This window comes from Prauserella shujinwangii (assembly GCF_003001955.1).
In the GTDB taxonomy this organism is placed as follows: domain Bacteria; phylum Actinomycetota; class Actinomycetes; order Mycobacteriales; family Pseudonocardiaceae; genus Qaidamihabitans; species Qaidamihabitans shujinwangii.
This window is the reverse complement of the sequence record NZ_PVNH01000006.1, coordinates 114,205-126,744: the sequence shown is the minus strand read 5'-3', so window position 1 is coordinate 126,744 and position 12,540 is coordinate 114,205. Positions and strand designations below refer to the sequence as shown.

Genomic DNA, 12,540 nt, shown 5'->3' with positions numbered 1-12,540 from the left:
GAACGTGGGACGGCGGCCCCTCACCGCCCGCCCGGAGCCAGCACCGCCGCGGGGTCGAGCCCGCGGCCCATCGGCACCCTGGCGACGATGGCCGCGGGCAGGCGGACGGGACGTACGTCGCCGTAGCCGAGCATGTCCAGCACCTCCCGGCCGGCTAGCGGGAACGCCTCGCCCTGATCGGTGACCAGCACGACGGTGCCGGACTGGGCATCCGCGCTCGGCATCGCCTCGACCACCGCGGCCCGGCCAGGCTCGACGTGGATCGCATCCGCGATGGGCATCCCGCGAGCGGTGCGGCCCGCGGTCGCGAGCGCTGCGGTGTCGGGCAGCAGGGGGTCGACGTGGAGCGCCGGAGTCGCCGCCCCCGGCTCGTAGGTCGCGCAGAGCGTGTCCCCGCCGGCGAACCGCGGCCGGACGCGGGGCGCCGCCGCCGGACCGGCGTCGCCTGCGGGCGTCACGCGAGCGCCGGCGACCGCGGCCGGACTCAGCGAGATGCCGGACGGCTCACCGTCGCGGTAGGCCTTCCTGGCCTGTGGATCGGCGCGCTGCAGGTCGTACTGCAGCGGGGAGATCGGCCGCAGGCGGTCGGCGTCCGCGAGGTAGTGCTCCGTGCCTCCCGATGTCTCGACGACGAGCAGCTGCCCCACCCGGAGGTCGTCGCGGCCCGGCACGGCGGTCGACCGCGAGCCCGTGCCCGCGAGCCGGATGGGAGAGATCGGTTCGCCTGCCGGGATCAGGTCCACCAGCGGCATGCTGGTGCGCACCGTGGGCTCGGACTGCAGCGAGAGCCCGACGGCCACCGGGCCCGGATGGCCGATGCGGTGCCGGTAGCCGCCGGAGATCAGGTACTGCTCCCCGGTGTCGGGGACTTCGACGTGTACGGCGGCCTCGCCGACCGGCCTGCCGCCGCGCGCGCCCTCGCCGACCAGCAGGACCGACGCCTCCGTGCCCTGCCCGGTCTCGTCGGGCACGGGGCGGGAGCAGAGACTCCAGCCGCCGGTGAGCAGCTTGTCCCTGCCGGGCAGGGCGTCGGGCGCGTCGGGAATCCCGATCCGCGCTCCGCGCGGTACGCCCAGCAGCGAGTCGCTCGACACCGAGACCGTCTCGGCATGCTCACCCAGCGCCAGCAGTGCCGAGACGTAGTTCGGCACGGGATGCAGTGTCCCGCCAAGGTAGACGTAGCGCGCGCCGGTCTCCTTCGTGACGATGACCGAGGGCCGGTCGCGCCAGGCCGAGTTGCCGCCCGGGTTGACCAGTCCGAACACCGCGAACCCCGCGAGGGCGAGCACGGCGAGCACGATGCTGCCGAGCGCCGCCCCACCGGGCCGGCGAAACGGCGGCTGTTCCGGATCCGGGTCGCGGGTGACGAGCGCCGAGGTGGTGCGCTGAGCGAGAAACTGGTGCGCCTGCAGCAGATCGCGTTTCGACGACACGGCGTCACCCGCCGAGCCCGCGCATGATGCCGTACAGGCCGAGCACCGCGCACAGCACCGGCACGCAGGCCAGCACGATCGCCACCTCCAGCAATTCCGCGTACCGGCCGAGGAAGGGACTCGGAGCACTCCCGCTGTGCCGGAGCCCGGCCACGACGGCGAGCCCACCGGCGAGCAGCAAGGCGGGGGTGGTCACGGCCAGCAGGCTCCCGGGGACGCTCATCGCGGGCCCCGCCGCGAGGGCGCCCGCGCAGAACACCCCGGTGAACAGCAGCGGCGCCCGGTGCCGCAGCGCCGGATAGAGGCGGGCGCGCAGGCAGAAACCCGCCGACAGCACGGACAACAGCACGATCACCGACGTGCTCGTCTCCCGTGCGACGACGAGCAGGCACACCACGGCGACCGTGGCCGATCCGGCGATCATTCCGGTCAGCAACTGGTCGGCGCGCAGCACCGCGGCGTAGACCGCGCGGCGCGGTGGCTGCGGATCGTCGCGGACCAGGTCGGCGGTCGTCCGCGGGAGCACCGGCATCGGCACCCTGCCCAGCCGGATCGACAGCGGACCGAGCAGCGGAGAGAACAGCAGCACCACCGTGGCGGCCACGGCGGCGCCGTCCACGCCGTCCAGCGCGTCCAGCGTCGCCAGCCACGCCCCGAACGCTCCGACGCCACCCGCGGTGCTGCCCGCGAGGAACAGTTCGGCGCGGTCGATCACGCCCACATACCCCAGCACGGAGGCGATCAGCAGCGCCGAACAGCCCGCGAGCAGGTGCGGGGCTCCGAACCCGGCCTGCTGCGGGCCGGCCCCGAGCAGCAGGGCGCCACCGGCGAACGAGAACGGCAACGCCTGCGCCGCGACGACGGCACCGGCGCCCGCGTCGCCGAGCGCTCTCGCCAGCACGGTGCCCGCCAGCAGGAGCAGCCCGCCGGTGCCGAGCGCGACCCACGCCGCCGTGGCCCACGGCGGTCCCGCCCGCACGATCGCCAGCAACGCCAGCAGGGTGGCGAACCCGCCCGCCGCGAGGCCCGCGGCGCGCGTGTGCGCCGGACCCCACAGGTTGCCCGTGCGGCCGCTGCCCTGGGCGATCGTGTCGGCGAGGTCGTCGTACTCGAGCTCAGGCCAGTGCAGGCGCCGCGGTACGAGGTGCAGCACCTCGCCGTCGCGGAGGCCACAGGCGCCCAGTGTCGTGCCGAGTTCGAGCGCCGTGCCGTCGGTGCGGCGCAGCAGCCAGCCGCCGTCGGTCACCCCGTCGTCGGGCAGGTTCTCGCCCGCGCGCCGCAACAGGCCCGGCAGCAACTCGGCCACGGTCGACCGCTCCGGCAAGGCGAGGTCGAGCCGCCGGGCGGGCGCGTCGATGGTCACCCTGACGAGTGTCGTGGTCATCCGCGTGCCCCTTCGAAGCCTCGGGTGGTGGCAGCAAACGGCCGTGAAGCCCGTCCTGCACCTGATCACTGCCTACGATCGCGGCGCGAGGAAGGCGGCGGAACCGGGACGGCAGCTAGCGGACACGACGGGATGACGCCACAATGACCAGCGCGATGACGATGCTCTCCGGAAGCGACGAACTGGTTCCCCTTGGCGACGGTCCGGTCGCCACGGTGTTCGCGGGTGTCGATGCGCACAGCGGCGCGGCGTTCGCCCTGAAGGTCTTCCCCGGGGGCATCGACCGGCGTACCCGCGGTGATGTCGACGCCGAGCTGCGCGGCCTCGCCGACCTACGCACCCGGGCCCATGTTCTCGTCGCCGACCGCGTCGAGGAGCTGCCTGACGGCCGCTGCGCGCTCCGGATGGAGCTGTGCGCACAGTCGCTGCCGGAGTTGGTCGCGTCGTTCGGTCCCCTCACGGTCGACGACACTCTGGCCCTGGGCAGCGGGCTGGCCAGCGCGCTCGCGGCCGCGCACGGGGCCGGCATCGTGCACGGCGGCGTCACCCCGGGCAACGTCCTGTTCCGCCCGTCGGGGGAGCCGGTGCTCGCCGACTTCGGGCTCGCGCTGCGCCACGCGTTCGCGGGCGATGTCACCGGTGCCGCCGGTTTTCTCGCGCCGGAGACGGTGCGCGACGGCACCCGCGACGAGCGGACCGACCTCTACGGGCTGGGCGCGGTGTTGTACTTCGCGCTCTCGGGTGCCTCCCCGCACCAGGGGCGGCCCGGGGAGCAGGCGGACGACCAGCTGCTCCGGACACTCAGCGGCGAGGTGATCCCGCTGCAGCGGCCCGATGTGCCTGCCGGGCTCGGGCAGCTCATCGCGGCACTGCTGGCGAAGAACCCTGACGCGCGGCCGCTGGACGCCGCGACGGTGGCAGCCAGGATCGGCGCCATGACAGGGCCCGCACGGACCGAGCCGGCGTTCGACGACTTCGGCGGCACGGTGGCGGGTTCCGTGCCGGCGGGGCCGATTCCCGTGGCCGCCGCACCACTCCCCGGGCCTCCCGCTCCGGTGCCGCCCGGCCCACCGCGCGGTCACCTGCTCGTCGAGTACGGACCGGACGACCGGCCGCGCGCCAAGCCGAGGGCGGGTCTCGTCCTCGCGGCGACCGGGGCGCTGGCGGTGCTCGCCGTCGCCGTGGTCGTGCTGCTGCTCAACCAGCCGGCCCAGCTGGACGTGCGCGGTGCTGCCGAGGTTCCCGAGCATCGTCCACCGGCCGCGCCCAGTGTCCCGCCCGTGCACATCGAGCTCGCCGACCCCGTCGACAAGGGCAACTACGTGGAGCTGTCGTGGAGCAGCAGCGAGCCGCTCGACTACGCGATCGTCGTCGCGGCCGAGGGCCAGCAGCGGCGCACCATCTTCGTGCAGCGGGTGACCGAGTACCGGCTCGAAGTCGATCCCGTCAAGGGTTACTGCTTCCAGGTTCAGGGCGCGAACAGCGCGGGCGTCTACACGAGCCAGTCGAAGCCCATCCACAACGCGACCTGCAGCGAGTAGGCGCTCACCGCGGGGGCCGCAGGGGAGCGGGGTTCACCGCGGCACGGATCCGCGCCCGCAGACCTCGCCGTGCCAGCCCCTTGCGCATCGCGCGGACCGCGGCCCACGCCTGCGTCCCGCTGTCCGGCCCGGGCTCGGTACCGGACCACAGCGCGACGTCCACCGCGGCGCCCAGTGACCGCAGCCCCTGGGTGGCCTCGTCGCCGAGCGGCTGAGCGGCCACGGCCACCGTCGTCAGGTCCCGCACCGTCATGCCCGGCGACACCGGGACCCCGTGGGCGCGCAGCATGTCCCGCGCCTCCTCCCAGGCGCCGATCACGGTGGCCGCGCCCGGCTTCCGCCTGCGCCCGTGTGCCCGCAAGGCCTTGGCGAGCGGTACCCCGGTCAGCCAGGCCAGCGCCGCCGCCGGTACCGCCAGCAGCACCCACCACGGGACCGGCCAGCCACTGCCGGAATCGGAGCCTGGCGGCGCCGGCTCAGGCGCGACAGGGGCGTCGCGGAGCTCGTCGCGTTCGGGCAACGATCTGCGCACTTCCTCGGTGGCCGCCGCCAGACCCCGGGCGGGCACCGCACCGACCGCGCCGGCAGAACCACTCGGGTCGAGCGGCACCCAGCCGACGCCCTCGACGGCGACCTCCGGCCAGGCCAGCGCGTCGCCGTTGCGGACCGTGTACCGCCCGCCTTCGCGGTCGGCCGGTGCCCGGAACCCGACGACGAGCCGCGCCGGAATTCCCTTCATCCTGGCCAGCGCGACGTAGGCGGCGGCGAACTGCTCGCTGGTGCCGCGCTTGCTGTCCAGCAGGAACTCCCGCAGCTGCGCCCACGAATGCCCGGTGGGCAGGTTCTGGCCCGTCGCGAGCCGGTACTCCGTGCGCAGGAAGTCCGCCAGTGCCACGGCGGTCCGGAAGGTCGGCCTCGCGGGCACCGCCCGGTCGGCCAGCTCGGCGATTCCCTCCGGAACCTGCCCTACGCCACCCCGCATCCCGGCGGCGACGTCGCGGTCGATGGCGGCGTTCACCAGGTCGTCGCGATCCACCTGGGGTTCCCACCAGCTCAACGTGTACGAGGCGGGCCGCGGCGCATCAGGAGCGAGCAGCGAGCCCTGCCGTTCCTCCACGAGCGGGCGGATCCCGCCGACCGCGGCGGGCGACGGCTGGCTCGGCAGCCAGGGACCGTCGAGGCGGGCGCCGCTGATCCGGGCCGTTCGCCACTCGACCTCGACCGCGACGTCGGGGCTGGGCGCCAGTGCCGAGCCGAGCCTGCGATAGGCCGATCCCGGGGTCCAGTTGACACCGTCGAAGCCCGAGAGCACGACCACCGGCCACCGGTCCACGGCACCATCGCCGTCCACTGTGAACACCGGGACGCCGGGATGGGCGAGCCGGTAGGACAGCATATCCAGCGGATTGGTCAGGTTGCTCGCCGTCAGCGGGGCGAACTGCTCGTCCCGCAGCGTGTACCTCGCGTCCTCGCCGGGCAGCACGAGGGCGCCGAGCAGGGCGCCGATCGCGGCGAGCACCACGGCCGGCGTGGCGAGCAGCAGCCCCGACGACAGCCGCCGCCCCGGGGACCCGCGCTCCGGTCTCGTGGCCATCAGCAACGCCCCGGCGGCGGCCGCGTAGGCGAGCGCGGCCAGCACCGCCGCTAGGCCCGTGGCGGCACTGTAGAACTGGCTGAGCACGAGCACAGCGAAGCCCGGGGCCAATGCGGGCAGCGCTCCCCAGCGGTGCAGCAGCTCGACCCCCAGCACGCTCGCGAGCAGGACGAGCAGTGGCACGAACAGCATCAGGGCGGGTTCCGGGCGGGCTGGCCACGTCGACTGCAGCGCGAGCTGCCACGAGCTGGTGATTCCGGACCCCAGTGCGCGTGCGGTGCTGCCGGTCGGCAGTCCGGCGACGGTCGTGGACCACAGCATGGTCTCGACGACGCCGAGCAGGCCGCCGAGCAGCGCGAGCACCGGCCGCCACGGCACCAGCGCCTCGCGGTGGGACACCACGACCGCGATCGCCAGCGACACCGCGGCCGGCACGAGCAGAGGGAGGACCAGCGGCCACACACCGAACACGGGAGCGAACAACAGCCCGGCGACCACGGACGCCAGCGTCACGAGAACGGCGGGCACCGGAGTGAGGCGGGTCAACCGAGCACCTCGTTCCACCTGCGGACGGCGTGCGCGGCGTTGTCGGCGCCGACCATCCGTGCCCCGGTCACCGCGTGCGCCTCACGGCCGCTACCTCCGAGCACGAACACGAAGATCGACGAGTAGCGCTGCCGCAGCCAGGCCATCGACGCCAGCTCGGGCCCGGGCGAGGTGACGACCGCGAGGCAGCCGCCGAAGCCACGGCTCGCGGCCAGCGCCGCAGGCACCACCGCGCCGCGCGCGTCGCCGTCCTGCCGGAGCACGCACAGCTCGTCGAGCAGGGTGCGGGACGCCTGGCTCCCGCCCGCGGTCGGCACGTCGAGGCCGGAGGAGGTGACGAGCCTGGTGTGCTGCCCGGCCCTGGCCGAGGAAGCCAGCAGGGAGGCCGCGACGTCGACGGCCTCCTCGAACGTCTCCGGCGCGAGCGAACCACGGCGTGTGTCGAGCAGCACGGTGAACCGCGGCTGCTGGGGGTCGGCCAGGTCCCGCACCATCAGCCGTCCCGTGCGAGCGGTCGCCCTCCAGTGCAGGTGCCGCACCTCGTCCCCCGGCTGGTACTCCCGCACGTCACGGAGGTCGATCGAACCGCGGAGCACCGCATCGGTCGCGGCGCCCTCGTGGTGGTGCCGGGGATGCGCGCCCACGAGCGCCCGCGCGGGAAACTGGCGCGGGTACACCTTGAGGATCGCGGTGTCGCCGGTGGGCAGCCTGTTGGTGGCGAGCCCGAACGGGTCGACCCGGTGCAGCAGCAGCGGACCGACGGTCAGCTCGCCGCGGACCGCGGTCGCGAGCTCGTAGTGATACGTGGACTCGGCTCGTGGTGGCGAGGCGCGGACCCGCACGGTGTGTTCCGCCCCGCCCGCCGTGTCGGTGGCGAGCAACGCCGGCTGCCGGTGCCCTGTCGGGTTGCGCACCCGCAGGCGGGCCAGAGCGGGCTTGCCGCGCTCGACCCGGTCCGGGTACACCGAACGCGTCACGGTCACGCGCACCGGGCGCGCGGTCAGTGCGGCGGCCGCCAGCACCGCCGCGAGCGCGATGCCACCCAGCGCACGCAACAGGGGATACCCCGCCCACTGTCCGAACACGACCAGAACCACGCAGAGCCCGAGCACCGCCATGCCTCGCCTGGTGGGCCGCACGGCGTCACCTGGTGGCCGCGTTGACCGCGGGCGCGGGCGTCGCGGCGAGCACCTCGTCGACGATCTCCCCAGGGGTGCGCTGGCTCAGCTCCGCCTCCGCCGTCAGGATCAGCCGGTGCGCGAGCACCGGCCTGGCGACGTCCTTGATGTCGTCCGGTGTCACGAACCCGCGCCCCGCCATCGCGGCGAGCGCCTGACCGGTGCGCACCAGCGCGATACTGCCCCGGGGACTGGCACCGAACCGCACGGCCACGTGGTCGCGGGTCGCCGCGGTGAGCCTGGCGGCATACTCCACGACGGCACGGTCGATGTGTGAGCGGCGCACGTCCTCGATGGCCCCGCGCAGCGTCTCGATGTCCACCACGGTCGGCAGATCGTCCGCGGTGACACCGGCACAGTCGCTCATGATCACCAGAACTTCCGACGCGACGTCCGGGTACCCCACCGACAGTCGCATCAGGAACCGGTCGAGCTGCGCTTCGGGCAGCCGGTAGGTGCCCTCCATCTCGATCGGGTTCTGCGTGGCGACAACGAGGAACGGGCGCGGCACGTCGTGCGTGACGCCGTCGGCCGTGACGCGCCGTTCGGACATCACCTCCAGCAGCGCCGACTGCGTCTTGGGAGTGCCGCGGTTGACCTCGTCGGCGACGACGATGTTCGCGAAGACGCTCCCGCGGTGGAACGTGAACTCCTCGTCCTTCTGGTGGTAGACGGTGACGCCGGTGATGTCGCCGGGCAACAGGTCGGGGGTGAACTGGATCCGGCTCCACTCGCCCCCGATGCTGCGCGCGAGGCACCGCGCGAGCGTTGTCTTGCCGAGCCCCGGCACGTCCTCGATCAGCAGGTGCCCCTCGGCCAGCAGCGCGGCCACCGCGAGGCGAACCAGTTCCGGCTTACCGCGAATGACCTGCTGCACGTTGTCCGAGATGAGCCTGCCCACCTCGTTCGCTCGCGCGCTCATTCGCCCGGCCACAGGTAGCGGTTGGACACAAGGTTGAGCTCGGCGATGTAGACCCAGACCTCGTAGCCGGGTTCACCGAAGTCGATGTTCTCGAACACTGCGTTGCCGTTCTCGTCGGTTTCCCAGCCCGAGCCCGGGTTCTCCCAGGTCGGATGGTTGGTGTCGACCTCGAACTCGTACATCGTGTTGGGTTCCAGCCCGGTGGCCTCCACGTGGATCTTGTGGCATGGCGGGCCGCAGCCGTCGTACTCGCTGGGGTCGCCACGCGAGATCGTGATGGCCTGGTTCGGGATGACCACGGTCGTGCTCGCCGCCGGGCCCCGTCCGGCGCGGTTCTCCGCCACCACGGTGACGGTGTAGGTGACGCCCTTGCTCAGTCCGGAAAGGACAGCCGTGCGTGCGTTGCCGGCCAGCGTCCGGTTCCCTGCGCCGGTGACCGGCCGCCACGACACGTGGTAGGCCGTCACGGGCGCACCGTTGGGACTCGCGGCACTCCAGGTGATCCGCGCCGTGTCGCTGCCCGTCTCGTGCGTGGCCGCGACGTTCGTGGCGACCCCTGGAGGGCTCGCGGGTAGCGGCTTCGGTGGCGGCGGCGGGTCCGGCGCCGGAGACGAGCGCGTGTCCGGCGGCGCCGGTGGTGGCGCCGGTGGCGGAGGAGGCTCCTGGCGCGCGGGCGGCTCCTGTGCGACGACCTGCTGGTCGGTCCGGGAGGGCGGTGGCGCGGGCGGGTTCTCCTGCTGCTGCCTTCGCTGACGGCGTTCGGGCGGCGGCGCCTGCGGCTTGTCCCCTGCCTCGGTCCGCTCCTCGCCGACGAGGGGAACCTGGCTCGTCCGGCCCCCCTCCTCGACCACCATCAAGTGCCGTCCCTTGTCGCCGTCGACGTACACGCGCGCGTCCTCGCCGCGCGTGAGCCTCGGCTCGCCGGTCTCCGGCGGGACCGGGGTGACGTCCTGCTGCTTGCCGTCACTGGCGTAGGTGCGCACGGAGTTGCTCTCGAGATCGAGCAGGACGACCGAGTCGCCGCTCGGCTCGGGCCTGGCGTACTCGCCGTCGGGCAGGTCCACGGTCACCGGCGCCGCCGGCGGCGCGGCCGTGGTGACTCCGCGGGCGTCGATGAGGTGCAGCTCGTCCTTGCCGGGGTCGAGGATCGGGATGCGCCCGCCCGCGTCGGCCGTGCCGATCTTCGCGGTGCCGGGCACGTCCAGGCCGATGTTGACGGGTTCGCCGAGGTCCTCGTCGAGCACGGCGTGCACGGTGTCCGTCGTGGTGTCGACGAACGCGGGCCGCGTGTCGACGACGGTCAGCTCACCGCTGTGCCCCCGCGGGGTGACGGCGGGGCAGGACACCTGGTGCGAACCCCTGGCCAGCTTGCACAGCACTCCCGAGGCACGACGGTGCAGCCAGAGCGTGCCGTCGGGGGTGGCGACCGGGTTGCCGAGCCCCTGTCCCGCGCGGATCGTCGTCGGCTGCTCGCCGAGCCGCACCACCGTCCCGGCCTCCCGGTACACGAGGTACGGACCGCCCGCCGTCTCGACACCCACCGGCCGCTCGCCGGTCGGCGGGGTGATCGTGCGCTCGACTTCCAGAGTGGACTTGCCGAACTCCCTGATCCGGGAGTCGCCCACCACGTAGGCACTGGTGTCGCCCTGGTAGACCCGGTCGCCGGGATCGATCGTCATCGGCGCCTGCGCGTCGACCGTCTGAGCCCCACCGTTGACGTGGAAGACGATGTCGAGATCGGGGCTGGCGACCCAATGGCCCGCCTGCGCGAAATCGAACCCCCGTGGTGGCTCGGCGGCGCCGGATACCGCGATCGTCACCGTGGCCGCGGTGGCGGCCACGAGCAGCGCCACCGGAAGGCGACGCCGCAGTTTGCTCCCCGTCACGGGGGCAAGCATAGGATACGCCGGTACATCCCGGGTCCAGATCGCCCACAGGGCCGCCGGAACGGCCGAGCGCCCGGGCGCAGGCGCGGCCGGCAGCCCAGTCGGGCGGCTCGTCAGGGGACCGGCGGGAAGGCGAGCTCGAAGATGGCGCCGCCGTCCTGGGCGTTGTAGACCCGCAGATAGCCGCCGTGTGCCTGCGCGGTCCAGCGCACGATCGACAGGCCGAGACCGCTGGAGCCGCCGCCGCTGGCGAACCTGTCGAAGCTCTCCTCCGCGACCGCCGGATCGATGCCCGGCCCGTGGTCGGCCACCGTCACCCGCCCACCGGCCACGGTGATGTGCACGATCGCGGGCGCGCCGGGCTGACGGCCGTACCGGATGGCGTTGGCCAGCAGATTGCCGACCGCCCGCTGGACCAGACCGGGATCGGCGTTGATCCTCGTCGGCGTCGCGGTGACCGTGACCTGCGCGCCCTCGGCGGGCGTCTCCTCCACCACGGCCGTGACGAGCTGGTCGAGCCAGACCGGTTGCATCGCGAGCACCTCGACGCCTGCGGCGAGGCGCGCTCGCACGAGCAGGTCGTCGATGATGGAACCCATCCTGGCCGCGAGCCGCACGGTCCGGGGCAGCAGGTCCGGCCGTTCCGCGGGGTTACGCCAGGCCGTCTCGGCCAGCGCCCGCAGCGCCGCGACCGGCGTGCGGAGGTCGTGCGCGGTCTCGGCCAGCAGCACCTCCTGCTGCTCCAGCGCGGCGGCCGCCGGCCGGATGGCGCGGCCGGAGAGCACGTGCCCGGTCACCGCGAGCGCGCTCACCAGGAGGGCGCAGCCGCCGATCACCCACAGCACGACGTTGCGGTGCTGGGCCAGGGCCGCGCTGGGGTCGCTGGTGGCGACGACCGCGCCCGCGTACTGGCCCGCCGCGTTGAGGAACGGCTGGGCGACGACCCGGACGAGCTCGCCGCCCTGACCGGGAACGTAGCCCTCGACGAACCTGCCGCTCGCGGCCGCGTCCCGCGCGAGGCCGTAGAGGTACCTCCGGTCCTCGGCCACGCAGTCGCGCGTGCTGAAGTGCGGGTCGAACTCGCCCGCGCCCGCGGGCAGCACGGCGAACTCGGGACAGCTGGTGTCGATCTGGTCGCCGCCGATGTACCCCGTGGTGATTCCCGTGTCGCCTGTGCGCTGGACGAGTCGCAGCACCGCCGCGGTGACCTGCTTGAGTTCGGTGTCCATCCGCAGCTCGCCCGCCTCGCGGTCCTGCTCGATGAACAGCCACGCGAGCACCACGAGGCCCGCCGCGTTGAGGATGGTGAACAGGACGGTGAGCAGCCAGCGCAGCCGCCGCAGCCGGGCGGCGGCCGAGGTCGTCACGAGCCGCTCCGCGCCGCACCGAAGCGGTAGCCGACACCGCGGACCGTGTGGATCAGCTCGGGCGTGCGCAGCTTCGCCCGCAACCGGCGGACGACCACGTCCACCACGTTGGACATCGGATCGGTGCTGGTGTCCCAGCAGTGGTCGATGAGCTCGCTGCGGGTGACCGCCTGCTCGGGGCGGGCCATCAGGTACTCGAGGATCGCGAACTCCTTGTCGCTCACGGTGACCAGGGCTCCCGCGCGCCGCACCCGTCGTCGCGCGCTGTCCAGTTCGAGGTCGCCGTGGCGCAGCACGGGCGACCGTCGCTCACCGGCGCGGCGGCACAGCGCGATCACCCTGGCCGACATCTCGGGGACGGCGAACGGCTTCACCAGATAGTCGTCGCCCCCGTGCTCGAAGCCCGCGACCCGGTCGGCGACGGCGTCGCGCGCCGTGAGGAACAGCACGGGTACGGCCCAGCCGTCCTGCCTGCGCCGACCCACGTAGGTGACCGCGTCGCCGTCCGGCAGCATGCGGTCGAACACCGCGCAGTCGTGGTCCGCTCGACCGAGCGCGGCGTGCGCCTCCGCCAGATCCGCGGCCTCGTCGACGTGAAAGCCCTGCGCCCGCAGTTCGGCCGCGACGGCGACGCGCAGGTCCTCGTTGTCCTCGACCACCAGCACCCGTGCCGTCGCTGTCATCGGATC

General features: G+C 73.7%; 9 protein-coding genes. 1 reads left to right on the top strand and 8 read right to left on the bottom strand.

Features of this window, described 5'->3' with window-relative positions; translation table 11 throughout:
- Positions 1-20: 20 nt before the first annotated feature.
- Both eccB and eccD read right to left on the bottom strand, forming a co-directional pair.
- Entirely contained in the window at positions 21-1,433 is a 1,413-nt protein-coding gene (gene eccB, locus B0I33_RS15880) for a type VII secretion protein EccB (RefSeq protein WP_106179563.1), read from the bottom strand.
- A gap of 4 nt (positions 1,434-1,437) precedes the next feature.
- The gene (eccD, locus tag B0I33_RS15875) at positions 1,438-2,817 is read right to left on the bottom strand and encodes a type VII secretion integral membrane protein EccD (RefSeq protein ID WP_106179562.1); all 1,380 of its coding nucleotides are present in this window, start codon (positions 2,815-2,817) and stop codon (positions 1,438-1,440) included.
- A gap of 143 nt (positions 2,818-2,960) precedes the next feature.
- On the opposite strand from eccD, the gene B0I33_RS15870 reads away from it, so the two are divergent.
- Positions 2,961-4,358 (top strand): protein kinase domain-containing protein, encoded by a 1,398-nt coding sequence (locus tag B0I33_RS15870; RefSeq protein ID WP_245900734.1) that lies wholly within the window; start codon positions 2,961-2,963, stop codon positions 4,356-4,358.
- A 4-nt stretch (positions 4,359-4,362) separates the two neighbouring features.
- Here the strand turns inward: B0I33_RS15870 and B0I33_RS15865 are convergent, their stop codons facing one another.
- From B0I33_RS15865 to B0I33_RS15840, 6 genes are all read right to left on the bottom strand, one after another.
- The gene (locus B0I33_RS15865) at positions 4,363-6,498 is read right to left on the bottom strand and encodes a transglutaminase TgpA family protein (protein WP_106179561.1); all 2,136 of its coding nucleotides are present in this window, start codon (positions 6,496-6,498) and stop codon (positions 4,363-4,365) included.
- Complete coding sequence (locus B0I33_RS15860) at positions 6,495-7,637, bottom strand: DUF58 domain-containing protein (RefSeq protein ID WP_181193317.1); 1,143 nt, start codon at positions 7,635-7,637, stop codon at positions 6,495-6,497. The genes B0I33_RS15865 and B0I33_RS15860 overlap by 4 nt, the downstream gene beginning before the upstream one ends.
- A gap of 4 nt (positions 7,638-7,641) precedes the next feature.
- Positions 7,642-8,598, bottom strand: coding sequence for an AAA family ATPase (locus tag B0I33_RS15855; RefSeq protein ID WP_106179559.1), 957 nt, complete (start codon positions 8,596-8,598; stop codon positions 7,642-7,644).
- Positions 8,595-10,484 carry a fibronectin type III domain-containing protein gene (locus B0I33_RS15850; protein WP_245900732.1) on the bottom strand — a complete coding sequence of 630 codons (1,890 nt, stop codon included), beginning with the start codon at positions 10,482-10,484 and terminating at the stop codon, positions 8,595-8,597. Before B0I33_RS15850 ends, B0I33_RS15855 begins: the two co-directional genes overlap by 4 nt.
- Before the next feature lie 113 nt (positions 10,485-10,597).
- On the bottom strand, positions 10,598-11,851 hold the full coding sequence (locus B0I33_RS15845; protein ID WP_106179557.1) for a sensor histidine kinase: 1,254 nt from the start codon (positions 11,849-11,851) through the stop codon (positions 10,598-10,600).
- Positions 11,848-12,534 (bottom strand): winged helix-turn-helix transcriptional regulator, encoded by a 687-nt coding sequence (locus B0I33_RS15840; protein WP_106179556.1) that lies wholly within the window; start codon positions 12,532-12,534, stop codon positions 11,848-11,850. Before B0I33_RS15840 ends, B0I33_RS15845 begins: the two co-directional genes overlap by 4 nt.
- Positions 12,535-12,540: the final 6 nt, after the last annotated feature.